Origin of the sequence: Mesorhizobium sp. 131-3-5, from assembly GCF_016756575.1 — a bacterium.
Taxonomy (GTDB): Bacteria; Pseudomonadota; Alphaproteobacteria; order Rhizobiales; family Rhizobiaceae; genus Mesorhizobium; species Mesorhizobium jarvisii.
The window spans coordinates 344,327-369,410 of the sequence record NZ_AP023254.1 but is presented as its reverse complement, the minus strand read 5'-3'; the positions used below and the strand labels follow the sequence as shown (position 1 = coordinate 369,410).

Below are 25,084 nucleotides of genomic sequence, written 5' to 3'. Positions count from 1 at the left end.
TTTGAAATCATTTTGCATCCTGCCCGTGTGCATGGATGAGACAGAATGAAATCGCTTTCCGCATTGATCGCAATCGCCGCCTTGTTTGGCGGCGTTCAGCTGTTTCATAACGGCAATGGGCAAAGCGTCGCCGAAGAGGTCACGCGGTCCAGCACCTACAGGCTGGTCGCCAATGGCGATGAGGGAGCCTGCGCGGTGAGCCGCGGGGCCGAAATTTCGGATGGCCTGTCCCTGCTTACTGTTGCTCCGACATGCCGTCGTCTGATCCCTGGCATAGAACGGGCAAAGTTCTGGCGCGAACAGAATGACGGCACGGTCGCCTTCAGCGCCAACGGCGTCGATCCGATCGTCACCTTCGCCGTGGCCGACGGCGACGGTTACGAATCCTATGCGCCAGCCACGCCCTTGCTGTCGCTGGCGGGCGGCCGCAGGACCGGCGACTGACTACTCCGCCGCTGCCCGTGCCCCGGCCTTCGCGGCGGCGTGCAGGCGCACCGCATCGCCGAACGCGCGAAAAATCTTGGCCGAGTTGCTGTCCGAGTTGACCCAGTACTCCGGATGCCACTGGACGCCGACGGCAAAGGCTCGGGCGCCCTTCACCGAAACCGCTTCGACCGTGCCGTCGGTGGCGACAGCCTCGATCTCGAGCTTCGACCCGAGCCGGTCGATCGCCTGGCGGTGCAGTGAATTGACCTTGATCTCACCGGCGCCGAACACACCGGCCAGGCAACTGCCTGGTTTGATCGAAATGGCCTGGTGAATGGCGAAGCGCTCGTCCTGGTGGTCGCTCACCGGCGCGCGGTGGTCGAGCGAACCCTCGCGCTCCTGGATCTCGGTGCCCAGCGTGCCGCCGAGCGCCACGTTCAACTCCTGGATACCGCGGCAAATGGCGAGCAGCGGCACGCCGCGCTCGATCGCCCGGCGGATCAGCGGCAGCGTGGTGGCGTCACGCGCCGGATCATAGGGACCGTTGGCTTCGCTGGCATCGCCACCATAGAGCGAGGGGTGCACGTTGGATTTCGAACCGGTGACCATGACGCCGTCGACCGAGGATAGGAGTTCATCGAAGTCGAGCCTGTCGCCGAACGACGGCACCAGCAGCGGAAACACGCCGGCGCCGGCAACCGCCGCTTCCAGATATTGCTGCGGGGCGGCATGCCAGGTGTAGTTGTCGAACTGACGGACGTCGGTCGATATGGCGACGAGCGGCTGGTGCATTTTGGGTCTGTTTTCCATCTTGCAAGGGATATCCTGCCTGCAAAATAGGCGATCCCTGGGCATTTTTCCATGCCAAGTTTTGGCGTGTCGCATGGACCACGAAGTCGTCTGTTAGACTATAGTTGCAGGGTCGCACGGCTTGGTCACCAAATCCGGTCGCCGTGCTGGACTAGCCTTCTCGCCTGTGTATTGTTTCGGCCAACCGATGCGGGAGCCCGAGGATTTCCCGGATGTCGGTCTGTTGATCCAAAAGGGAGGAACTGCATGGATCGTCGTTCATTCATTCGCAAGGCCGGTGTGACCGGCGTCGGCGCCGCGGCGGCGGCGGCAACGCTTGCGGCCCCGGCAATCGCCCAGTCCAATCCCAAGGTGACATGGCGGCTGGCATCGTCCTTCCCGAAATCGCTCGACACCATCTATGGCGGCGCCGAGGTGTTCTCCAAGATGCTGTCGGAAGCCACCGACGGCAATTTCCAGATCCAGGTCTTTGCCGCCGGCGAACTCGTGCCCGGCCTGCAGGCCGCCGATGCCACCACGGCCGGCACGGTCGAAGCCTGCCACACGGTGGCATATTATTACTGGGGCAAGGACCCGACATGGGCGCTCGGCGCGGCGGTCCCCTTTTCGCTCAACGCGCGCGGCATGAATGCCTGGCACTACCATGGCGGCGGCATCGACCTGTTCAATGAGTTCCTCGCCACGCAAGGTCTCTTCGGCCTGCCGGGCGGCAACACCGGCGTGCAGATGGGTGGCTGGTTCCGCAAGGAAATCAACACGGTCGCCGACCTCTCCGGCCTCAAGATGCGCATTGGCGGATTCGCCGGCAAGGTGGTGCAGAAGCTCGGCGTCGTGCCGCAGCAGATCGCCGGCGGCGACATCTATCCGGCGCTGGAAAAAGGCACGATCGACGCCGCCGAATGGGTCGGCCCCTATGACGACGAGAAGCTCGGCTTCTACAAGGTCGCGCCCTACTACTACTATCCCGGCTGGTGGGAAGGCGGCCCGACCGTGCATTTGATGTTCAACAAGGCGAAATACGAAGAGCTTTCGCCGGCCTACAAGTCGCTGCTGCGCACCGCCGCGCAAGCCGCCGATGCCGACATGCTGCAGAAATACGATTATGTGAACCCCGCGGCGGTGAAGCGGCTGGTCGCCGGCGGCGCCAAACTGCGTCCGTTCAGCCAGGAGATCATGGCCGCCTGCTTCGAAAAGGCCAACGAGGTCTACGCCGAAATGGAAGCCTCGAACGCGCCGTTCAAGAAGATCTGGGAATCGATCAAGGGCTTCCGCAAGGAGCACTATCTCTGGGCGCAGGTGGCCGAGTACAATTACGACACCTTCATGATGGTCCAGCAGCGCAACGGCAAGCTGTAAAAACGGTCCCATCGCGTTTGTTGAAGAGACCCCGGGCGACATGCCCGGGGTCTTTCTTTTTCAGCTCCGTGAGGAGCCGACCTCGACCAGTATTCCGCCCGGCGCCATGCAGTAGAACGTCGTCGATTTGAAGCCGCCGCGTGCCAGGTCCTCGACCTCGCCCGGCGCGAAGCCTGCTTCGGTCAATTCGGCCTGCTTGGCGTGTAGAAGCTCTGGGCTGCCAACGAAGAAGCCGACATGAAAATTGTCAGGATAGGTAGCAGGCTCTCCCTTGCTCGGCGCCATCAGGTTGAGGGCAAAGCCATCGGCTCCACGCAGGATCGCGAAGGCATCCTTGCCGCGCATGGCGACAAGTTCGAAGCCGAAATGGCTGGTGAAGAAGCCGGCAAGAGCCGCGACCTCCGATGTGATGAGGTTGAGATGGTTCAGTTTCATGGTCTTTGTCCTGTCACGGTTGAAACGCGGACAGGCTTGGCTGCGGACCGAGAACCGGCGGGACCGTGACATCAGGAAATCCGGACATGACCCAACCGGCCCACGGGCTTTCGTCTCGCTTGCCGGCCGCGGGTTCTCCCGCACGTTCATGCGGCGAACAGGCCTCCGTCCAGGAACGGAAGAGACCGGGCTACCGAACCGGTCATGTCTTTTTCGGCGCTGGCTGGATAGTCGATCGGCGGCGTGACAGCAAGCGGGTCCGGCGCGACTGGTCCTCGGCTCAACCCCGTCGCGGCACCACCAGAACCTTGACCTCGCCGGGCGCCGGCGGGTTGCCGATCACATCGGCCGCCTCGTCGAGCGGCACCTGCCTGGAGATCAGCCGGTCGACCTCGATCGCGCCCGTCGCGATGAGCTCGGCGGCGCGGCGATGCGTGTAGGGATTGAGGAATGAGCCGACCACCTTCAACTCCCGAAACAGCAAGTCAAAAGGTTCGAATTCCGCCTTCATGCCTTGCGGTGTCACGCCGACAATGACGACCGTGCCGCCGGCCCTTGCCAGTCGCATCGATTGCTCGACGGTGTCGCGCACGCCAGCGCATTCGAACACCACGTCGGCGCCGCCCGGCATCAGGCCCGCGGGGCCTGCGATGGCATCGATGACGTCGCCGGCGGTGGGATCGACCGTCGCCGTCGCGCCGAGCGCCTCGGCAAGCGCGCGCCGAGAAGCCTGCCTGGTCGACAGGATGATGGTCGTGGCGCCGGCCAGTTTTGCCAATTGCACGGTCAGCAGGCCGATCACGCCGCCGCCCAGCACGATCACCGAGCTGCCCGGCCTGATCTGCGCAAGGTCGACGCCATGCAGGCAGCAGCCGAGCGGCTCGCAGAAGGCGCCATGCGTCGGCGGCAGATCGGCGGGCAGGATGAAAGCCTGTTTCTGCGGCAGCACGACATACTCGGCAAAGCCGCCATCGCGATGGATGCCGATGGCGTTGAGATTGCGGCAGAGATTGACCCGGCCGGCATGGCATTGCGGGCATCGTCCGCAGGCGATGTTGGGGTCGCCGGTGACGCGGTCGCCGACGGCAAAGCCGGAGACGGTGTCGCCGATCGCCTCGATGATGCCCGAAAATTCATGTCCGGGCGTCACCGGCGGCCGGCAGGGGAATTCGCCATGGAAAAGATGCCGGTCGGTGCCGCAGACGCCGCAAGCCTCGATCCGCACCAGAAGCTCGTCCGGGCCGGCGACAGGTTTGCCGACTTCGCGCAGCGCAATGCTGCCAACCGCCTCCAGCCGCACCGCTTTCATGGCGCCGTCCCCATCAATTGAAGCTCGGCGGCTGCGAGAGGTCAGGCGCGGGCGTTGCCGGCTTGGCCGGCGGCGCATCGCCGAAACTCGGCGGTTGCGACAGGTCCGGCGTACCGGGCGCGGCCGGTGCGCTGCCGCCATTGGCGGGGGCCGTGCCACCAGCCGGCGGTGTACCGAGCGGCGACAGGCCGGGCACTTCCGGCACCTTGTAGTCGATCGTGCCCGGATCGGTCACCGTGACCTTGTAGCGCATCACCATTTGCGGGAAGGCGATGGTCAGCCCGATCATCACCACCTGGATCAGCACGAAGGGCACCGCGCCCCAATAGATCTGGCCGGTCGTCACCGGCGCGATCTGCTTGCCGGTAAGGCGGTCGAGATAGGGCACGCGCGCGGCGACCGAGCGCAGGTAGAACAGCGCGAAGCCGAAGGGCGGATGCATGAAGCTGGTCTGCATGTTGACGCCCAGCAACACGCCGAACCAGATCAGGTCGATGCCGAGCTTGTCGGCCGCCGGCGCCAGCAGCGGCACGATGATGAAGGCCAGTTCGAAGAAATCGAGGAAGAAGGCCAGGAAGAAGACGAGGATGTTGACGCCGATCAGGAAGCCGACTTCGCCGCCCGGCAGCGAGGTCAAAAGGTGTTCGACCCAGATGTGGCCGTTGACGCCGTAGAAGGTGAGCGAGAAGACGCGCGCGCCGATCAGGATGAACAGCACGAAGGACGACAGCCGCGTCGTCGAGGTCAGTGCCTGCTTGATCACGTCCAGCGACAGCCGGCCTTTTGCCGCCGCCATGATCAATGCGCCGACAGAGCCCATGGCGCCGCCCTCGGTCGGGGTGGCGATGCCGAGGAAGATGGTGCCAAGCACCAGGAAGATCAGTGCCAGCGGCGGGATCAGCACGATGACCACCTGCTGTGCCAGCCTGGACATCATGTTGAAGTTCAGACGTTTGTCGGCAATTGCCACGATGTAGATGAAGAGCACCCCTACGGTGGCGCCGAGAATGTCGGCATTGTCGCCATGGGCTGGCGCGAGATAGCGATACGCGGCATAGGAGATGGCCACCGCCGCCACCAGCGCCACCAGCAGCGACAGAACACCGTGGCCGAGCGTGCGTGCTTCGAGCGGCAGCGCCGGCGCCATTTTCGGCCGGAAGATCGATACGATGAGGATGTAAAGCGCGTAGAGGCCGGTCAGCACCAGACCCGGGATCAGTGCGCCGGCGTACATGTCGCCGACCGAGCGGCCGAGTTGGTCGGCAAGCACGATCAGCACCAGCGATGGCGGGATGATCTGGGCCAGCGTGCCGGATGCCGCGATCACACCGGCAGCCAGCCGGCGGTCGTAGCCGTAGCGCAACATGATCGGCAGCGAGATCAGACCCATGGCGATGACGGATGCCGCCACCACGCCGGTGGTCGCCGCCAGCAGCGCGCCGACGAAGATCACCGCATAGGCGAGGCCGCCGCGGATCGGACCGAACAACTGGCCGATCGTGTCGAGCAGATCCTCGGCCATCCCGGATCGCTCGAGCACGATGCCCATGAAGGTGAAGAACGGAATGGCCAGCAGCGTGTCGTTAGACATCACCCTCGAGCCGTAGAAATTATCCGGCAGTGCGTGCAGAAGCGGCCAGGCGAGATTGATCGATCCACCAGAATAGGGCGAGAGGAGCACGCCGATGAAGAAAAACATCAAGCCGTTGGCGGCCAGCGAGAAGGCCACGGGGTAGCCGATCAGCAGGAAGATGATCAGCGAGGCGAACATGATCGGCGCCATGTTCTGGGCGATGAATTCCATCACGAGCGCACCTCGTCGGCCAGTGCCTTGGCTTCGAGTTCGGCTTGCTCATGTGCCGATATGAACGGATTGGGGTCGTCCATGTCGCCGCGCATGATGGCGATCTTCTTGATGATTTCGGAGATGCCCTGCAGCGCAAGCAGGAAAAAGCCGACCAGCAGGATGGCCTTGGCCGGCCAGATGATGAGACCGCCGGAATTGTTGGACATCTCGCCGCTGCGAAACGACAGCGAGACGTAGGGAACGAAATAGATGGCCATCAGCGTCACGAACGGCATCAGGAAGAGGAGATGGCCGAGAAGGTCTATCCAGTGCTGTACGCGGCGTGAAAACAGGCCGTAGACAATGTCGATGCGGATATGCTCGTTCTGCTTCAGCGTATAGGCGGCGGCCAGCATGAAGGCGGCGCCGAACAAATACCATTGCAGCTCCAGCCACGCATTCGACGAAATGTCGAAGATCTTGCGGATGACGGCGTTGGCCGCGCTCACCAGGATCGCCAGCAGGATCAGCCAGGATACCGATTTGCCGATGAATTCGTTGAGGCGGTCGATGCCTCGTGACAGAGCGAGCGGCCCTTGCATGCAGTCCTCCCTTGTAGCGGAGGCGTGCCGGTTCCCCCTGCCGTCACGCCTCGTGGCCCAACGGTATGCCGCGCGTGGCCGGACGGGTCAACACGCATGGAGGCAGCAAAACGGTATCGGATGGAGAGCGGGGCCGGACAAGGGCGCTCTGCCCCGCGTCATGCAACCAAAGTCTGATGGTTCAGACGACTTTGCTCGTGTCGCGGCCGGCGCCGATGAGGATCAGCATGGCCACCAGGAACAGATACATCCACGCATCGCGCCATTCGATTGGGAAATAACCGGCCCACAGTGATTCGGCCATGCCGAAGGCGGCCGCGCCAAGCGCTGCCCGTGGCGGCGAGAGATAGCCGCCGACTGCCGTCACGAACAGGATCTTCAGGCCGTAGACGAGGCCGGAACCGAAGCTGACATTGCCGTAGTAGAGGCTGGCCATGACGCCGGCCAGCGCGGCGCAGAAGCCGCCGAGCAGCACGGCATGGCGGAACACGCCGCGCACATCAACGCCGCACAGGGCGGCAGCGCGCGGGTCGTCGGAGACGGCGCGCCAGCGCCGGCCGAAGCTGGAGCGGGCAAACGCTGAGGTGGCGAGTGCGACCGCCGCCAGCACCACCGCGCAGTCGAGCACCTGGATCAGCGTCAGCGTCGCCTTGAAGCCGGCGCCTTCGGCGAAAACGATGGGCTGTGCCAGCATTGGCGGCAGCCACAGATCATGCGTGTCGGCGGCGATGCGGCTTGCTTCCGACAGGACGATCAGGATGCCCAGCGTCGTCACCACAATCGCATTGGGCGAGCGGTCGGCCAACGGTTCGAAGACGCTGCGCGATAGGACGTGGCTGATCAGCGCGGCATAGAGGAATGCCGCGACGACGCCGAACAGCACCGACGCCAACAGCGTCAGCCACAGCACCTGGTAGCCGAAGGCGACGCTCAGGATCATTGCCTGGCCGCTGAAGGCGAACAGCGCGCCATAGGCGAGGTTGGTGCGGTGCAGGATGCCGTTGATCAGCACGTAGCCGAAGGCGAGCAGCGCATAGAGCGCGCCGGAGTGCAGCCCGTTCAGCACCTGCTGGAAGAAATAGAGCATGCTCAACAACACCAAAAGCATCTCGCCGACAGCGGTCGGGACGACGGAATGCTCGAGACAAAGGCGACGATACCGTGCGCAACGGAGGTTTGCATCGCCGAATCTAACTTGTCAAATGCGATTTATCGGTTAGATTTTGCATCATGACAGTTGCTTGGACCCCGCACCGCTTCACCGGCGGCCTGCTTGCGCTCGATACGGCGAACACCGTCGTGCTGCGCGGCGATCCGGAGCGCACGTTCGATCGTTTTGACGATCCGGCCGAAATCGCCCGCTTCGCCGACGCGGCCAGCGGCTTTCGCGCCGCCGAGCTTGGGGACCGGCGGCTGACCGTGTCCTCGCCGAGGGCAATCGCGCCTGTCGTGCTGTCGATCCGCGAGACGACAGACCGGCTGTTTCGCGGCGCGGTGTCGAATGGGTCAGTCGCCACCGCCGACCTGCCAGACTTCCTGCGTGCCTGCGCCGAGGGCCTGGCCGGCAGCCGGACCGAGATCGGCGCGCCGGGAAGGCCGTTCGGCGATCCGGCGGCGCCTATCGCCTTCGAGGCGGCGCTGGCGGTCTCGGCCCTTTCGCTGCTGCGCGACGACACGGTCGCGCGGCTCAGGATCTGCCCCAACTGCACCTGGCTGTTCGTCGACAGAAGCCGCAATTCCAGCCGGCTTTGGTGCGACATGGCGGTGTGCGGCAACCGGCAGAAGGCAAGTCGTCACTATCGCCGCCGCCGCATGGCGGCCCATGAGGTCAAGGATGCCTAGAGGATTTTCACGCGCGCTCGTTGCCGGCGCCATGTTGATTGCCGCAGCGACCCTCGGCGCCTGCCGCGACACCGGCGGCGAGGGCAAGCTGTTCGAGGTTTCCGGCAAGATATTTGTCTTCAACTACCGTCTCGCCAGGGCGACCTATGTCGTGACGCTACGGCCCCTGCAGCCGATGGGCGAGGGTCAGGTGGCGGTTGCCAGCTTCCAGAATCCCGCCGGCGGTGCGCCCTTGGTGGTCGAGCAGAAGGTCTGGCCGAAGCTCGACAAGGTCAGCCTGGAGAGCCCGGCGCTGACCTGCATCGTCAAGAACAAGCCCTACGCCATCGCCATCAGCATCAAGGGCGCCGACGGCGCGGTCCTGCAGAAGATCGACACCACGCTGATGTCGACGGAAGACCAGTCGATCCTGCCCGACCGGCCGCTGGTCATGGACCAGCTCTATACGCCCAATCCCGATCTCGCCGGCCATCCCGACGGCAAGCTGCCGGGCGAGCCGAAGCCGGACTGCTCGAAAGCCGGCTGACACCTTCAGACGGTATCGATTCCGGCCGGAGTTTTCGTGCGCCTAGGCACTCTCGACGTGCGGTTTCGTGCGCGCTCCAGCACCCGCCGGACTGTTTGTTGCGCGTTGCCTGGCTCCTGCGATTTTGTTTGACCTCACTTGCAAGGGGAGAAAGGATGCGTCATCCGACCCCGACGTTGGCTGCCTGCTCCCGCGCGGCCTTCGCAGAGGAAATGCCTGATGACGCTGCATGATGTCGCGCTCGACGACAAGTTCGACCTCGGGAAGGAGCGCATCTTCCTGTCTGGCGCGCAGGCGGTCATCCGCATGCTCCTGATGCAGCGCGAGCGCGACCGCCGCGCTGGCCTGAACACCGCCGGTTTCGTCTCCGGCTATCGCGGCTCACCGCTCGGCGGCCTCGACATGCAGCTGTGGAAGGCCAAGAAGCAGCTCGCCGGGGCCGACATCGTCTTCCAGCCCGGCCTCAACGAGGAGCTTGCCGCCACCGCCTGCTGGGGATCGCAGCAGACGGAACTCCTGGGTGAGGGCACCCATGATGGTGTCTTTTCCGTCTGGTACGGCAAGGGTCCGGGCGTCGATCGTTCGGGAGACGTGTTCCGCCACGCCAATCTCGCCGGCTCATCCAAGCATGGCGGCGTGCTTGCGCTGATGGGCGACGACCATATGGCCGAATCCTCGACCAACGCGCACGCAACAGAATTCCTCTTCGTCGACACCATGGTGCCGATCCTCAACCCGGCCGGCGTCCAGGAGATCATCGACTACGGTCTGTATGGCTTTGCCATGTCGCGTTTCGCCGGCACCTGGGCGGCGATCAAATGCGTCAAGGACAATATCGAATCGACGGCCTCGGTCGATGCCTCGCTCGAGCGCTTGAACATCATCGTGCCGGAATTCGACATGCCGCCGGGCGGCCTCAACATCCGCCACGAGATCGACATGCTGGGCCAGGAGGAGCGGCTGCACGAATACAAGCGTGCCGCAGCCTCCGCCTTCATCCATGCCAACGGGCTGAACCGCATCGTCTATTCGGGCGGCCGCAACCCCAAGCTCGGCATCATCACGCTGGGCAAGAGCTATCTCGATGTCCGCCAGGCGCTGGAGGACATCGGCATCGACGAGGCGGCCGCCAACCGCATCGGCATCAGGCTGTTCAAGGTCGGCTGCCCCTGGCCGCTCGACCTGCAGCACATCGCCGACTTTGCCCGCGGCCTCGACACCATCGTCGTCGTCGAGGAGAAGCGTTCGCTGATCGAGGTGCAGCTGCGCGAAAGCCTCTATGGCACTGCCTCGCAGCCGGTCATCGTCGGCAAGAAGGACGAGCGCGGCGATTGGCTGTTTCCGGCCAAGGGCGCGCTTGATCCCAACGAGATCGCCATTGCCCTTGGCGAGAGGATCGTCAAGACCATCGGCCCGTCGGAGGAGATCTCGGCGCGGGTCGGCAAGCTGCGCCAGTTCCAGGCGATGCTGGCCGATGCCACCGACATCGGTTCGCGCACGCCCTTCTTCTGTTCCGGCTGTCCGCACAATTCCTCGACCAAGGTGCCGGACGGTTCGATCGCCGCCGCCGGCATCGGCTGCCATTTTATGGCGCTTTGGATGGATCGCAACACGCTGGGCTTCACGGCCATGGGCGGCGAGGGCGCGCAATGGGTCGGCCAGGCGCCGTTCTCGAAGCGCGGGCACATCTTCCAGAATCTCGGCGACGGCACCTACAATCATTCCGGCACGCTGGCGATCCGCTTCGCTTTGTCGAGCGAGGCCAACATCACCTACAAGATCCTCTACAACGACGCCGTGGCCATGACCGGCGGCCAGCCGCATGAGGGCGGCCTGACGGTCGACATGATCGCCAGGCAGGTGCGGGCCGAAGGCGTCGACCGCATCGCCATCGTCACCGACGAGCCGGACAAATACGCCGGCAAGGCCGAATTTCCGGCCGGCGCCACCATCCATCACCGCGACGACCTCGATCTCGTCCAGCGCGAGCTGCGCGACGCCAAGGGCGTCTCGATCCTGCTCTACGACCAGACCTGTGCCGCCGAAAAACGCCGGCGGCGCAAGCGCGGCACCTTTCCCGATCCCGACAAGCGCGTCTTCATCAACGAACTGGTCTGCGAAGGCTGTGGCGATTGCGGCGTGCAGTCGAACTGCGTCTCGATCCAGCCGGTCGAGACCGAATTCGGCCGCAAGCGCAAGATCGACCAGTCGAGCTGCAACAAGGACTTCTCCTGCGTCAACGGCTTCTGCCCGTCCTTCGTCACCGTGCACGGCGCCAAGATCCGCAAGGCCGAGGGCCTTGCCGGCAAGACCGATCCGCTTGACGGCGTCCCGACACCGGCCGAATTCCCGCTGGGCGCCGAGGGCTGGGCGGCGATCATCGACGGCGTCGGCGGCACCGGCGTCGTCACCGTTGGTGCCGTGCTCGGCATGGCGGCCCATCTCGAGGACAAGGGCTGCGGCATGATCGACATGGCTGGCCTCGCCCAGAAGGGCGGCTCGGTATTCACCCATGTCCGCATCGCCCGCACGCCGGACGACATCCATGCCATCCGCGTCTCGGCTGGTAAGGCCGACCTCGTGCTTGGCTGCGACCTCGTCGTGTCGGGTGCCAAGAAGGTGCTGACCGCAGTGCGCGAGGGCCATACGATCTTCCTTGCCAACACCGCCGAGATCATGCCCGGCGAGTTTGCCCGCTCGGCGGATTTCTCCTTGCCGATCGAGCGCCTGAAGAAGGCGATCCGCACCGCCGCCGGCGACGACAAGGCGCATTTCTTCGATGCCACCCGCACCGCCACGGCGCTGTTCGGCAATTCGCTCGGCGCCAACATGTTCATGCTCGGCTTTGCCTTCCAGCATGGCGGCCTGCCGCTGTCGGCGGAGGCTGTCGAGAGGGCGATCGAGCTCAACGGCGAAGCGGTGGCGATGAACATCGCCGCCTTCCGCTGGGGCCGCCGCGCGGCGCACCAGCCGGATTTCGTGCGTGGCCTCGTCGCCCAGCCAGGCAAGGCAGGAGAGACGGCCCCGGTCGCGCAGACGCTGGACGAGATCATTGCCCGCCGTGTCGCCTTCCTGACCGCCTACCAGAACACCGCCTATGGCAAGCGCTATGCCGACAGGCTGGCGCTGCTGCGCGCCGCCGAGGCCAGGGCCGTGCCAGGCTCGACCGCCGTGACCGAGGCAGCGGCCAGGAACCTGTTCAAGCTGATGGCGATCAAGGACGAGTACGAGGTGGCGCGGCTCTACACCGACGGCTCCTTCGCCGCCGAGCTAGGCAAGCAGTTCCAGAGCTATGAAAAACTCGAATTCCATCTCGCCCCGCCGATCATGGGCCGTCGCGGCAATGACGGCAGACCGAGGAAGTCGAGCTTTGGCCCCTGGATGATGAAGGGTTTCCGGCTGCTGGCGGTGCTGAAGGGCCTGCGCGGCACCGCTTTCGACCTGTTCGGCTATACCGCCGAAAGGCGCATGGAACGGCAGCTTCTGGCGCAATATGAGGGCGATCTTGAGCTCGTCGCCAGGTCGCTGGCGCCTGATAAGGCCGAGGCGGCGGTCGCTCTGGTTTCGGTTCCCGCGCTCATCCGTGGTTATGGCCATGTCCGGCAGGCCAGCGCGGAAAAGGCCGCGGGCGAGCGTCGAAGACTGGTCGAGCGCCTGTCTAGCTCGCCGACGCGGGTGGAACTCCAGGCCGCCGAGTGATCCAAAAAGCCTCTGAAATCAGGCATTTCAAGCCAAGCTAAAGGTTTTTTAATGGGACTATGCCAAGGCTGGGGCTCATTGGGCGCCAGTAATGGGCAAAACAAAAGCCGATAACATCCCCGTGGATGTTTATATCCAGTTTGTGCGCTCGTTGTTCGACAACGCGCACATGCTGATAATCGGCGCGCTTTGTCACGCTGTCATCAGCCTCATGGTTTACTGGCGCAATGGCCAGCCGGTTTTTCTGGCTCTGGCGGGCGCGCTGCTTGGCATCGGCGTCTGGCGTTACTTCAGCCTGCGGCGGTTCCACCGCTCGGGCGGCGAAATGCACGACGCCGCCGATGCAAAGAAGTGGGAGCGCGAATACATCCTGAAGGGCAGCCTTCAAGGGTTGTTGCTGGGGTTCTTTTGCTTCATCTCCATCTATGTCTACTCCGATTCCTATGCAGAGATCGGAGCGCTGTCGGTAACGATGGCTTCGTTGGTGACCGTCGTCGGCCGAAATTACGGGTCGCCGCGCATGGTAATGATCTTCGCGGTTACCTTTGTCGGGCCGATCGCCGCGGCGCTCATCCTCAGGCTCGACATCCCCTATGTCGTGCTGGGCCTGCTGATCATTCCCTTCATGTTTATCATCAAGGGCAGTGCCGACCACGTCCGCAACGTGTTGTTTTCGGCGGTCGTTGGACACAAGCAGGCGCGACAGATCGCACAGCGGTTCAACCGCGCCCTCAACACCATGTCGCATGGTCTGGTGATGCTCGGCCCCGACGGCAAGGTGGTCGTCGGCAACGCTGAAGCCGCCCGTCTGATGTCACTAAGGTCGCCGGACCAACTGCTCGGACGGTCGATCCATTCGCTGTTGCTGCGCGGCGTCGCCGGCGGCATGCTGGCACCGAAGGATTGCCGCTACGTGGAGGCGCAACTGACGCGCGCGCTGCGCGAGGGACGTGACCGCAAGGTGCTTGTCTCCTTCTCCAACGGGCAGCACTACGAATTCTCCGCTCGCGAAGGCAACCAGGAATTGGGTGTCATCACCTTTGAAGACGTCACGGCTCGTGTCGAGGCGGAGGAAAAGATCCGTTTCATGGCGCGCTACGACAACCTCACCGGTCTGCCGAACCGCGCTTATTTCCATGAACTGGTCGGCGAGCTGATGGCTTCCGGAGAGCGCGACCGGCTGTGCGGCCTGGCCGTGCTCGACCTCGACGATTTCAAGAGCGTCAATGACACGCTCGGCCATCCGATCGGCGACGGGTTGATCTACGCGGTCGCCGAGCGTCTCGCCGCCGTTGCCGGGCAAGGCATCACCGTCAGCCGTTTCGGCGGCGACGAATTCATGGTCTTCTTCGACCGCATCGAGGATGAGAGCCATCTGACCATGCAGATCGACGAGATCTTCGCGGCATTGCAGGGCGAGGTGGACGTCGCCGGGCATGGATTGCGGATCCAGGCCAGCGCCGGCGCGGTTCTGTCCAAGGTCGCGGAAACCGATGTCGACGCCATGATCGTCAAGGCAGACCTCGCGCTCTACAAGGCCAAGGAGCTTGGTAAGAACGGCTGGCGGCTGTTCGAGGCGGCAATGGACGCCGCGTTCCGCAACCGGCAGCTGATGAAGGCGGATCTTCGCAGCGCGGTGGAAAGCAGGAGCCTGCGGGTCGTCTACCAGCCGATCGTGGCGATGGACACCATGCGCATCGCCAGCTGCGAGGCGCTGTGCCGCTGGGACCATCCCGATCTCGGACCGATTTCACCCGGCGTCTTCATCCCGCTGGCCGAGGAGATGGGCATCATTTCAGAGATCAGCGCCTTTGTGCTTCAGGCCGCCTGCCTCGAATGCGCCAAATGGCCCGACCAGACCAGCGTCTCGGTCAATCTGTCCGCCAGGGACTTTCGCAATGGCGACGTCATCCGGAAGGTTCGCGAAGCGCTGGAGGTTTCCGGGCTGGCGGCCAACCGCCTTGAGATCGAAGTCACCGAAACCGCACTGCTGGATGACAAGTCGCAGACCCGCCAATACATCGAGGAACTGAAGCAGCTTGGCGTGCGCATTGCCCTTGATGATTTCGGCACCGGCTATTCGAGCCTGAGCTATCTCCACAAGCTGCCCCTCGACAAGATCAAGATCGACCGCTCCTTCGTGATGGACGTCACCCAGAATCCGCGCTCGCTGGAGCTGCTGAAGGGCGTCGTCGACCTGGCCCGTATCCTGGGACTCATAGTCACTATCGAAGGCGTCGAAACATTCGAGCAGCTCAAGGTCCTGCTGCATTCGGTGAAGCCGGATCTTGTCCAGGGCTTCCTGTTCGGCGCAGCGCTCAGCGCGTCGGGCATCGAAACCATGTCCAACGTGACCTGGCCTTTCGCGGCGGAATTGCAGCCGGTTGCGAGGCGCGTCGCCACCTGAAATCAGCCATCGATTGCCCAAAGCGCCGCTGCGCCCGCAATTTACCATTTGTTAACGTTAATTTAGGGTAAACGCAAAAGCTGGCAATTTTGCTTCTTGTTCCTCCGGCGCTTCGCTATTGTCGTTGTGTGGCGGTGCGAGGACAAAATGGAAAACAAGGTATTGGGTACGCCGCTGGCGGCTGCGACCAGCGATAAGCATCGCCCGTCAGTGTTCTCGGATCACGTCATGGATGTTCTGGAGCACGTGGAATATCGGCTCTGCGATGGCGCCGAGGACCTCGAGGCGATCTACAGGCTCCGCTACAACTCCTACCTTCACGCCGGCATGGTGAAGCCGATGGCTTCCCGCATGGTGAAGGACAGTTTCGACGATCTGCCCAATTCCTATCGCTTTGGCGTGTTCTTCGACGGTGTGCTCGTCAGCACCATCAGGCTCCATTATGCCAGCGCGAGATACCCTGTTTCACCCAGTACCGATGTTTTCGGCGACGTGCTGGCGCGGCGTCTGGCGGCCGGTGAGACTTTCGTCGATCCAAGCCGGTTCGCGGCCGATCTCGAATGGTCGAGCAGCCTGCGGGTGCTGCCATACATTACGCTCAGGCTGGCGGTGGTTGCCTGCAGTCACTTCAAGCCGACTTATTGCCTGACGGCGATCAAGGAAGAACATTCCGCTTTCTATCACCGCATCTTCAGGTCGGAGCAGGCGGTGCCCCCGCGAAACTATCCCGGGCTTACCGTTCCCGTGCATCTGTACCAGTCGAAATGCTCCGAAAACATGCAGGCGACGCTGGATCGCTTCCCGTTCTTCAACTCGACGACGTTCGAGCAACGCATGCTTTTCCAATGCCCCAACAGGGGTGAACTGGCGCCGTTGACCATCCTGCCCACCGCCAAATATTTCGAAGCGGCCTAAGCGCACGCGGCCCAAGGGCCTCATGTCTCGTCATTGGGTAACGATGCATCCCGATGGAGCTTTCCAGGCCTGACGGCGTTATCAGTGGCAGCATCAGCCGATGCCATCGCCTCTGGAAAGGACCCCCGACATGCATATTTCCCAGCTTGCGCTCACGCCGCTTATCTCGCTGATCGCCGGTGTGCTGATCCTGATCATGCCACGGCTGCTGAACTACATCGTCGCGCTCTATCTGATCGTCGTCGGGCTGCTCGGGCTTTTCCCGCACCTCGCTGGCTGAGCGCCGCCGAGCTGGCCTGCCGCAACAGCCACCCTTCGCCGAACCGGTCGGCGGTTTCAATTTTCCCTTGAGGCAGTTGTCGGCTCCAATGCGGCAATAGCGCCATTGCTCTCGGGCCGGCTTTTCGCTATGTGCCTGAAAGATGTCTTCGAAGGGGTATTCCTATGGCTGATCACTCGCCGACCGGTCCTGTCGAACTGGGCGCGAAGATGGACTATGCCGAGCATGACCGCACCTATGCGGGCTTTCTCGCTCTGGCCAAATATGGATCGCTTTTCTGCGGCGCGCTGCTTATCGCGATGGCCTTCGGTTTCTTCGCGGGCGGTTTCTTCTCGGCACTTATCCTGTTCGCCTTGATCATGGCCGCCGGCGCCTTCATTCTGCGATAGACCTTCCAAAACCCAGTTGCCATTGACCTCGCCGGATATTCCGGCCGACTTTGCGCAAACAGGTTCCAGCCGAAAGGATCATGCGGTGGGACAGACGGTTTTCATCCCTTGTGAGCTTGATGCGAACGAGCCGCGCGTCGCGGCCTCGCCCGATACGGTCAAGCGGCTGGCGGGGCTGGGCTTCGCCGTGATTGTCGAAACCGGCGCCGGCACAAGGTCGCGCATCCCCGACGAAGAGTTTGCCAAGGCGGGTGCCGCCATCGGCAAGGCCGCGGACGTTGCCAAGGCCGATGTCGTGCTGAAGGTCCGCCGGCCTGATGAAACCGAGCTGAAGAGCTACAAATCGGGTGCGGCCGTGATCGCCATCATGGATCCCTACGGCAACGATGCCGTCGTCGCGGCGCTGGCAAAGGCCGGTGTCACTGCCTTCTCGATGGAATTCATGCCGCGCATCACCCGGGCGCAATCGATGGACGTGCTATCCAGCCAGGCCAATCTCGCCGGCTATCAGGCGGTCATCGACGGCGCCTCGGAATATGATCGTGCCTTGCCGATGATGATGACGGCGGCCGGCACGGTGCCGGCGGCGAAAGTCTTCATCATGGGCGTCGGCGTCGCCGGCCTGCAGGCGATCGCCACGGCGCGCCGCCTTGGTGCCGTTGTCACCGCCACCGACGTGCGCCCCGCCGCCAAGGAACAGGTCGCCTCGCTCGGCGCGAAGTTCCTGGCCGTCGAGGACGAAGAGTTCAAGGCCGCCGAAACAGCCGGCGGCTACGCCAAGGAAATGTCCAAGGAATACCAGGCCAAGCAGGCGGCACTCACCGCCGAGCACATCGCCAAGCAGGACATCGTCATCACCACGGCGCTGATTCCAGGCCGGCCGGCGCCGAAGCTGGTGTCGGCGGCGATGGTCGCCTCGATGAAGCCGGGCTCGGTGCTCGTCGACCTCGCCGTCGAGCGTGGCGGCAATGTCGAAGGTGCTCGGCCGGGTCAGGTGGTGACCACGGCCAATGGCGTAAAAATCGTCGGCCACCTCAACGTGCCAGGCCGCGTCGCCGCGTCCGCCTCGCTTCTCTATGCCAAGAATCTGTTCGCTTTCCTCGAGACGCTGGTCGACAAGGCCACCAAGACGCTCGCCATCAACCGCGACGACGATCTGGTCAAGGCGACGATGCTGACCGACGGCGGCAAGGTGGTTCATCCGGCCTTCGCCAAGGCCGACCAGCAGCCGCGTGTCGAACCCGCGGCGATCCCGGCCAAGACCATGGTCGCCGACGCGTCCACGCCGAAAAAGACCGCGGCCAAGAAACCTGCCGCATCCAAGTCGTCCTCGCCCAAGTCGAAAGGCACAGCGTGATGGATCAGACCCTGCAGAAAGCCCTGGACCAGCTGGACCAGGCAAGTGCCGCCGTCCGGCTGGCGGTGCAGAACCTGGCCAATGCTCCAGGCGGCGCCGAGGCGGCGGGTGATGCCGCGCACGCCCTGTCCGGCGGCGCCATCGATCCCTTTGTCTTCCGCTTCGCCATCTTCGTGCTGGCGATCTTCGTCGGCTACTATGTCGTCTGGTCGGTGACCCCTGCGCTGCACACGCCGCTGATGGCCGTCACCAACGCCATCTCGTCCGTCATCGTCGTCGGCGCGCTGCTCGCCGTCGGCATCGCCGCCTCCGGCATTGCCGCCGGCTTCGGCTTCGTCGCGCTGATGCTGGTCTCGGTCAACATCTTCGGCGGCTTCCTCGTCACCCAGCGCATGCTGGCCATGTACAAGAAGAAGGACAAGTAGAGCGCCATGAACGCCAACTTCGCGTCCTTCCTCTATCTCGTCTCCGGCGTCCTGTTCATCATGGCGTTGCGCGGCCTGTCGCACCCGACCACCAGCCGCCAGGGCAATCTCTACGGCATGATCGGCATGGGCATAGCCATTGCCACCACGCTGGCGCTGGCGACCCCGTCCGCGGGCCGCTTCGGCCTCATCGTGCTCGGCCTCGCCATCGGCGGCGGCGTCGGCGCCGTCACCGCGCGCCGCATCGCCATGACCTCGATGCCGCAGCTGGTCGCCGCCTTCCACTCGCTGGTCGGCCTCGCCGCCGTCATGGTCGCGGCGGCGGCCATCTATGCGCCGGAAAGTTTTGGCATCGGCACGGCGGGCGACATCCATGCACAAGCGCTGATCGAAATGAGCCTCGGCGTCGCCATCGGCGCCATCACCTTCACCGGCTCGGTCATCGCCTTCCTGAAGCTCGATGGCCGCATGTCGGGCAAGCCGATCATGATCGGCGGTCGCCACTTCATCAACGCGGCTCTCGGCGCCGCGCTCATAGTGCTGATCGTGCTTTTGGTCAGCACGGAATCGAAGCTGGTCTTCTGGCTGATCGTCGCCGCTTCGCTGGTGCTCGGCATACTTTTGATCATCCCGATCGGCGGCGCCGACATGCCGGTCGTCGTCTCGATGCTCAACTCCTATTCGGGCTGGGCGGCGGCCGCGCTCGGCTTCACGCTCGGCAATCTGGCGCTGATCATCACCGGCGCGCTGGTCGGCTCGTCCGGCGCGATCCTGTCCTACATCATGTGCAAGGGCATGAACCGAAGCTTCATCTCGGTCATCCTCGGCGGCTTCGGCGGCGAGACGGCGGCTGCGGCCGACGACGGCATCGAGCGCACGGTCAAGCAGGGCTCGGCCGACGACGCCGCCTACCTGATGATGAACGCGCAGAAGGTCATCATCGTGCCCGGCTACGGCATGGCGGTCGCCCAGGCGCAGCACGCGCTGCGCGAAATGGCCGATAAGCTCAAGGCCAACGGCGTCGACGTGAAGTACGCCATTCATCCTGTGGCCGGCCGCATGCCCGGACACATGAACGTGCTCTTGGCCGAAGCCAACGTGCCCTATGACGAAGTGTTCGAGCTCGAGGACATCAATTCGGAGTTCGCCCAGGCCGACGTCGCCTATGTCATCGGCGCCAACGACGTCACCAACCCGTCTGCCCGCGACGACAAGTCCTCGCCGATCTACGGCATGCCGATCCTCGACGTCGACAAGGCGCGCACCTGCCTGTTCGTCAAGCGCTCGCTCGGCTCCGGCTATGCCGGTATCGACAACACGCTGTTCTATAAGGACGGCACCATGATGCTGCTCGGCGACGCCAAGAAGATGACCGAGGAAATCGTCAAGGCCATGGATCACTGATACGGCCGATAGGCAGAAATAGCAAAGAGCCCGGCTCTGGTGCCGGGCTCTTTCATTTCTGGCGCAAGCCTAGGCTCAGCGGCTGGTCAGGAAAACCGCTTCCTCTTCGTCGCGCTGCCTGCCGCCGAGGGCCGCGGCCGCACTGGCGATGAAGGCGCCGATGACCAGCGACAAGGCACCGAGCAGGGCGAAGGTCGCACTGGCCTTCCTGGCGCTGTCGGCCGCCTGCTTGGCCTTGACCTTGGCGTCCTCGACCTTGGCAACCATTGCATCGACGCGCGCCTTGGCGTCGGCCTCGGAAAGGCCGGTGCGGGCGGCAACCAGTTGCGCCAGGTAGGTCTTGTCGTCGCCCGAAATCTCACCCGCGGCGGCGCTGGCGACGAGGATACGCGAGGCCTGGCCTACAGCGGCGGCATCCCCATCCGGAGTGGCAGCAGCCAGCTTGCTCGGATCGGCGGGACGAAACAGCGAATCCACCAAATAGGAGGTCGCGTTGTTGGCCGACGCATTGCCGGCATTGGCTGAGGCACCGGCAGATGCTCCCAGGGCTGCACCCGACGCCACCGTGGACACGGCCTGCACGCCCGAGCCAAGCACTGCGGAAAGCGCAGAGCCGAGGACACCGACGACAAGCAACGTGGCCAACGCCCAGGCAAGAAAGCCGTGCGCCGTGTCGCGGAAATAGACCTCATCCGTGTGGATGCCGACCCATTTGGTACGCAGGCGCCCCGCTAGGTAGCCGCCGACTCCGGAAGACAGCCATTGCACGATAACCAGCCAGATCGCGGTCGACGCCGCGAAGGTGGTGATCGACGCACCAGAGCCCGACCATGGTGAGACCATGGTGAGCCCAAGACCGAAGCCGAGCAGCATCAGGATGAAAGTCAGCGTCGAAGCCGCGAAGGCGCCGGCAATGATCGGTCCCCAACTGACTGCTGTCGCGGAGGATTCTTCGGAAGCGGATAGGTCGATAGCCGATACGGTGGGCTGCATCAACGCCCCCTACCGTACGAACAGCATGATGAGGATGATGATCGGGATCGGAATACCGAGCAACCAGAGCAAAATACCACGTCCCATGAAGGCCTCCTGTGAGAAATTGTGATCGATGTTGGCACAATGTCCCGAGAGGGCTTCCGTTCCGGCGGGCTATAAAATGATTTTGTTTGCCGGCGATGGAACAATTCGGAGCGTCGCTCCGCACCAATGTCTCAAGTGATCATGTTGTTGTGATTTGACCCATAGGCCGTGTCGGGCAAAAGCGGAAATCTGGACGAATTTTCTTCGAAGTGCCTTGCCGAACAGGAAGCCAAATGGCTCTGAAGAGATTCCAGAAGAAGCAAAGAGCAAAAGCCCGGCGGATTTCTGCTCCTGTCCGCGGGCTGCGCCCGGCAATTTTCGTCGGCCTGGTCTTGCTCTCTGGTCTGTTCACCTGGGGCGCGGCCCTTGCCGCTGCAGCTGGTGCGCCGATCGGCGCGCCATCGGCCAGTTCGGCTGCCGAAGACACCGCGCATCTTTCTCCCGTGGGCTTCGAAGCGGTTCAAATACCCAATGGCGGAGAGGCGCCGCTGGCTGCCGGTATCTGGTACCCGACTTCAGCCGAGCCGCGCGATGTACCGCTGGAAGGCTTCCACCAGCGCGTTGCGCCTTCCGGTCCGGTAAAAGGCCATGCGCTGCCGCTTATCGTGATCTCGCATGGCGGCGGCGGATCCTATGCCGGCCACTATGATACGGCGATCGCGCTGGCGAGAGCGGGGTTCATCGTCGCCGCGGTCAGCCACGCCGGCGATACTTTCGACGACCAGAGCAAGGTGCTGATGTTATGGCGCCGGCCAGCCCAGCTAAGCCGGCTGATCGATTTCATGCTGAAGGACTGGCAGGAGCACGCCGACATCGATCCGCAGCGCATCGGCGCCTTCGGATTCTCGAATGGCGGCTTCACCGTACTGATCGAAGCGGGCGGAATACCCGATCTCGGCAGGATCGACCCATACTGTGCGGCAAACCCGCAGCACGATCTTTGCACGGCGTTGGCGAAAGCGGGGGTCCATTCCGTTGCAAAAGCGGTCCAGCCGCCACCGGATGCGTGGCAGCCTGATCGGCGAATTCGCGCCATCGCGGCTGCCGCGCCGGCGTTCGGCTTCACCTTTGACCGCGCCGGCCTCGCCGCGGTTCAGATCCCGGTGCTTCTATGGCGCGCGGCCGACGACCGGCATCAACCCGACCCCTGGTATGAGGAACAGATCCGTTCGGCGCTGCCGCGACCGCCGGAGTATCGTGTCGAACCCCTGGCGGGTCACTATGCGTTCCTGCCGCCATGCGGTGCCGGACGGCGCGCCGCTGCTCCCGAAATTTGCATCGACGCACCCGGCTTTGACCGGGCCGCGTTCCATCAGCGCCTGAACGCCGCCCTGGCAGACTTCTTCAGCGCATCGTTACAGTCTCAAAGCCCGTCGCATTGAAGCGGATTCAGCGGACGCGCGCAGAGCAATTCCAGGAAAAGTGTGAGCGGTTTTCCGTCCGGAATTGCGTTAAAACAAAGAGATGGAGCGGTTCGCCGTTTCCGTGAAACGGTGAACCGCTCCAGACTCTTGTGCATATCGTTTGCCCAAAACCGCTGCACGGTTTTGGGCGACATGCATCAAATATCCAGATTGGCGACCGACAGCGCGTTGTCCTGTATGAATTCGCGCCGTGGCTCGACCTCGTCGCCCATCAGCCGTGAGAACAGGCTGTCGGCATCGGTCGCGTCGTTGACTTTGACCTGCAGCAGCGAGCGCACATTCGGGTCGAGCGTGGTTTCCCACAATTGCTCGGCATTCATTTCGCCGAGACCCTTGTAGCGCTGCATGGTCAGCCCCTTGCGGCCGGTCGCAAAGACGGCGTTGAGCAGCGCCAGTGGCCCCGAGACGACTTCGGAGACATCCTTGCGGCGCAGCACGGGCGGCGTCCCGTAGACCTCGCTGAGGCGCTGTGCGTAGCGGTCGAGCTGGCGGGCGTCGGCCGAATTGATCAGCCCCATGTCGAGATGGGCGTATTCCTTGACGCTGCGCACGGTGCGCTCGAAGACATAGCCGCCGCTGCCGTCATTCGAGGTCGACATGCGGCCGGTCCAGCCGCGCTCGGTGTCCTCGGCGATGATGTCGAGCCGTTGCGCGATCCGCTCCGCCATGGCGTTGGCGCGGCCAAGATCGCTGAAGACGTCGGGGTTGAGACCGCCGGCGATCGACGCTTGTTCGACCACGCCTCTGTTGTAGCGCGTGTGCAGGCCGTTGATGAGCTGGCGCACAGCCAGCGCGTCGTCGACCGCACCGCGCAGATCCTGCCCGGTACGCACTTCGCCCGAGCCCAGCGTGAGCGACGCTTCCTCCAGCCCGGACTCGATCAGGAACTCCTCGAAGGCGCTTTCATTCTTGATGTATTGCGAGCTCTTGCCGCGCGTCACTTTGTAGAGCGGCGGCTGGGCAATGTAGAGATGGCCGCGCTCGATCAGCTCCGGCATCTGCCGGAAGAAGAAGGTGAGCAACAAGGTCCTGATATGGGCGCCGTCGACGTCGGCGTCGGTCATCAGGATGATCTTGTGGTAGCGCAGCTTGTCGGCGTTGAACTCGTCCTTGCCGATCGAGGTGCCCAGCGCCGTGATCAGCGTGCCGATCATGTCGGAGCCGAGCATGCGGTCGAAACGCGCCCGCTCGACGTTGAGGATTTTGCCGCGCAGGGGAAGGATAGCCTGGTTCTGGCGCGAACGGCCACCCTTGGCCGAGCCGCCGGCCGAGTCACCCTCGACAATGAAGATTTCGGATTTCGCCGGATCGCGCTCCTGGCAGTCGGCCAGTTTGCCGGGCAAGGACGTGACGCCGAGCGAGCTCTTGCGGGTGATGTCGCGCGCCTTGCGCGCGGCTTCGCGCGCCGCCGCGGCCTGAATCACCTTGTCGATGACCACCTTGCCTTCGGTCGGATGCTCTTCCAGCCAGGTACCGAGCGCCTCGTTGACCAGCCCCTCGACCACCGGGCGGACCTCGGAGGAAACCAGCTTGTCCTTGGTCTGCGAGGAGAATTTCGGATCGGGAACCTTGACCGACAGTACCGCCGTCAGCCCTTCGCGGCAATCGTCGCCGATCAGCGAGACCTTTTCCTTCTTGGTCAGGCCCGAGGATTCGCCATAGCCGGTGATCTGGCGCGTCAGCGCGCCACGGAAACCGGCCAGATGGGTACCGCCATCGCGCTGCGGGATGTTGTTGGTGAAGGCCAGCACGTTCTCGTGATAACTGTCGTTCCACCACATCGCCACTTCGACCGTAATGCCGTCGCGCTCGGCCTTGATGGCGATCGGCTTCTCGATCAGCGGCTTCTTGACCCGGTCGAGATACTTGACGAACTCTTCGAGGCCGCCATCATAGTGCAGTTCATGCCGCACGACGTCGGCGTGGCGGGCGTCGGTCAGTATGATGCGCACGCCGGAATTGAGGAAGGCGAGCTCGCGCAGCCGGTGCTCCAGCGTGCCGAAGTCGAACTCGACCATGGTGAAGGTTTCGGCCGACGGGAAGAAGGTGATCGAGCTGCCGCTGCGGCCCTCATAGGTGCCTGGCTGCTTGTCCTGCTCGTAGCTACCCGTGGCCTTCAACGGCGCATCGGCATTGCCGTGCGTGAAGCTCATTTCGAAGATCTGGCCGTTGCGGCGGATCTTGAGCTTCAGCCATGCCGAAAGGGCGTTGACCACCGAGACGCCGACGCCATGCAGGCCGCCCGACACCTTGTAGGAATTCTGGTCGAATTTGCCGCCGGCATGCAGCTGCGTCATGATCACTTCGGCCGCGGAAATGCCTTCGCCGGTGTGGATATCGGTCGGAATGCCACGGCCATTGTCGATCACCGTCACCGAACCATCGGGGTTGAGCGTCACGGTGACGAGGTCGGCGTGCCCTGCCAGGGCCTCGTCGATGGCGTTGTCGACCACCTCGTAGACCATGTGATGCAGGCCCGAACCGTCGTCAGTGTCGCCGATATACATGCCGGGGCGTTTGCGGACAGCGTCCAAGCCCTTCAAAACCTTGATGGAATCGGCGCCGTATTCGGCTTCGGCGCCGTTGGTGTTCTCGGTCTGGTCGCTCATGAA

The 25,084-nt window shown here is 63.6% G+C and carries 21 protein-coding genes; 13 read left to right on the top strand and 8 right to left on the bottom strand.

All coding sequences use genetic code 11. The annotated features are described in order from the left end of the window. The first annotated feature begins 45 nt into the window (after positions 1 to 45). Positions 46 to 444 (top strand): hypothetical protein, encoded by a 399-nt coding sequence (locus JG747_RS01670; protein WP_019862751.1) that lies wholly within the window; start codon positions 46 to 48, stop codon positions 442 to 444. Here the strand turns inward: JG747_RS01670 and JG747_RS01665 are convergent, their stop codons facing one another. Beyond that, the gene (locus JG747_RS01665; protein ID WP_027047665.1) at positions 445 to 1,218 is read right to left on the bottom strand and encodes a gamma-glutamyl-gamma-aminobutyrate hydrolase family protein; all 774 of its coding nucleotides are present in this window, start codon (positions 1,216 to 1,218) and stop codon (positions 445 to 447) included. 264 nt (positions 1,219 to 1,482) lie between these two features. Between JG747_RS01665 and JG747_RS01660 the strand changes: the two genes are divergently transcribed. After that, on the top strand, positions 1,483 to 2,592 hold the full coding sequence (locus JG747_RS01660; protein ID WP_038651600.1) for a TRAP transporter substrate-binding protein: 1,110 nt from the start codon (positions 1,483 to 1,485) through the stop codon (positions 2,590 to 2,592). Between the two features lie 60 nt (positions 2,593 to 2,652). Here the strand turns inward: JG747_RS01660 and JG747_RS01655 are convergent, their stop codons facing one another. The 5 genes from JG747_RS01655 to JG747_RS01635 all read right to left on the bottom strand — a co-directional run bounded on the left by JG747_RS01655 (position 2,653) and on the right by JG747_RS01635 (position 7,811). Further along, entirely contained in the window at positions 2,653 to 3,027 is a 375-nt protein-coding gene (locus JG747_RS01655; RefSeq protein ID WP_019862754.1) for a VOC family protein, read from the bottom strand. Positions 3,028 to 3,307: 280 nt separating this feature from the next. Further along, entirely contained in the window at positions 3,308 to 4,336 is a 1,029-nt protein-coding gene (locus JG747_RS01650; protein WP_202361035.1) for a zinc-dependent alcohol dehydrogenase family protein, read from the bottom strand. A gap of 13 nt (positions 4,337 to 4,349) precedes the next feature. After that, positions 4,350 to 6,140, bottom strand: coding sequence for a TRAP transporter large permease (locus JG747_RS01645; RefSeq protein WP_202361034.1), 1,791 nt, complete (start codon positions 6,138 to 6,140; stop codon positions 4,350 to 4,352). Further along, positions 6,140 to 6,724 (bottom strand): TRAP transporter small permease subunit, encoded by a 585-nt coding sequence (locus tag JG747_RS01640; RefSeq protein ID WP_202361033.1) that lies wholly within the window; start codon positions 6,722 to 6,724, stop codon positions 6,140 to 6,142. The genes JG747_RS01645 and JG747_RS01640 overlap by 1 nt, the downstream gene beginning before the upstream one ends. Before the next feature lie 181 nt (positions 6,725 to 6,905). Then, entirely contained in the window at positions 6,906 to 7,811 is a 906-nt protein-coding gene (locus JG747_RS01635; protein ID WP_019862758.1) for a branched-chain amino acid ABC transporter permease, read from the bottom strand. 143 nt (positions 7,812 to 7,954) lie between these two features. Here JG747_RS01635 and JG747_RS01630 point away from each other — a divergent pair, with 143 nt between their 5' ends. From JG747_RS01630 to JG747_RS01585, 10 genes are all read left to right on the top strand, one after another. Continuing rightward, positions 7,955 to 8,566, top strand: a complete 612-nt coding sequence (locus JG747_RS01630; protein WP_019862759.1) for a CGNR zinc finger domain-containing protein — start codon at positions 7,955 to 7,957, stop codon at positions 8,564 to 8,566. Beyond that, a complete protein-coding gene (locus JG747_RS01625; protein ID WP_080643856.1) occupies positions 8,559 to 9,092 on the top strand; it encodes a hypothetical protein in 534 nt (177 codons plus the stop codon). Before JG747_RS01630 ends, JG747_RS01625 begins: the two co-directional genes overlap by 8 nt. A 219-nt stretch (positions 9,093 to 9,311) precedes the next feature. Next, complete coding sequence (locus tag JG747_RS01620; RefSeq protein ID WP_202361032.1) at positions 9,312 to 12,791, top strand: indolepyruvate ferredoxin oxidoreductase family protein; 3,480 nt, start codon at positions 9,312 to 9,314, stop codon at positions 12,789 to 12,791. Positions 12,792 to 12,882: 91 nt separating this feature from the next. Then, positions 12,883 to 15,198 (top strand): putative bifunctional diguanylate cyclase/phosphodiesterase, encoded by a 2,316-nt coding sequence (locus tag JG747_RS01615; protein ID WP_202361031.1) that lies wholly within the window; start codon positions 12,883 to 12,885, stop codon positions 15,196 to 15,198. 147 nt (positions 15,199 to 15,345) lie between these two features. Further along, positions 15,346 to 16,113 (top strand): N-acyl amino acid synthase FeeM domain-containing protein, encoded by a 768-nt coding sequence (locus tag JG747_RS01610; protein ID WP_202361030.1) that lies wholly within the window; start codon positions 15,346 to 15,348, stop codon positions 16,111 to 16,113. A gap of 130 nt (positions 16,114 to 16,243) precedes the next feature. Then, positions 16,244 to 16,393, top strand: a complete 150-nt coding sequence (locus tag JG747_RS01605; protein ID WP_019862764.1) for a DUF3096 domain-containing protein — start codon at positions 16,244 to 16,246, stop codon at positions 16,391 to 16,393. Positions 16,394 to 16,557: 164 nt separating this feature from the next. After that, complete coding sequence (locus JG747_RS01600) at positions 16,558 to 16,782, top strand: aa3-type cytochrome c oxidase subunit IV (protein ID WP_019862765.1); 225 nt, start codon at positions 16,558 to 16,560, stop codon at positions 16,780 to 16,782. Positions 16,783 to 16,867: 85 nt separating this feature from the next. Continuing rightward, a complete protein-coding gene (locus JG747_RS01595; RefSeq protein ID WP_202361029.1) occupies positions 16,868 to 18,139 on the top strand; it encodes a Re/Si-specific NAD(P)(+) transhydrogenase subunit alpha in 1,272 nt (423 codons plus the stop codon). Then, complete coding sequence (locus JG747_RS01590) at positions 18,139 to 18,564, top strand: proton-translocating transhydrogenase family protein (RefSeq protein WP_032921464.1); 426 nt, start codon at positions 18,139 to 18,141, stop codon at positions 18,562 to 18,564. The genes JG747_RS01595 and JG747_RS01590 overlap by 1 nt, the downstream gene beginning before the upstream one ends. 6 nt (positions 18,565 to 18,570) lie before the next feature. Beyond that, positions 18,571 to 19,968 (top strand): NAD(P)(+) transhydrogenase (Re/Si-specific) subunit beta, encoded by a 1,398-nt coding sequence (locus tag JG747_RS01585; RefSeq protein WP_069090813.1) that lies wholly within the window; start codon positions 18,571 to 18,573, stop codon positions 19,966 to 19,968. Positions 19,969 to 20,043: 75 nt separating this feature from the next. Here the strand turns inward: JG747_RS01585 and JG747_RS01580 are convergent, their stop codons facing one another. Continuing rightward, positions 20,044 to 20,961 (bottom strand): hypothetical protein, encoded by a 918-nt coding sequence (locus JG747_RS01580; RefSeq protein ID WP_202361028.1) that lies wholly within the window; start codon positions 20,959 to 20,961, stop codon positions 20,044 to 20,046. Positions 20,962 to 21,281: 320 nt separating this feature from the next. Here JG747_RS01580 and JG747_RS01575 point away from each other — a divergent pair, with 320 nt between their 5' ends. After that, on the top strand, positions 21,282 to 22,430 hold the full coding sequence (locus JG747_RS01575; RefSeq protein ID WP_064984402.1) for an alpha/beta hydrolase family protein: 1,149 nt from the start codon (positions 21,282 to 21,284) through the stop codon (positions 22,428 to 22,430). A 179-nt stretch (positions 22,431 to 22,609) separates the two neighbouring features. Here JG747_RS01575 and gyrB read toward each other — a convergent pair whose 3' ends face one another. Then, positions 22,610 to 25,081 carry a DNA topoisomerase (ATP-hydrolyzing) subunit B gene (gene gyrB, locus JG747_RS01570; RefSeq protein ID WP_019862771.1) on the bottom strand — a complete coding sequence of 824 codons (2,472 nt, stop codon included), beginning with the start codon at positions 25,079 to 25,081 and terminating at the stop codon, positions 22,610 to 22,612. Between the last annotated feature and the right edge of the window lie 3 nt (positions 25,082 to 25,084).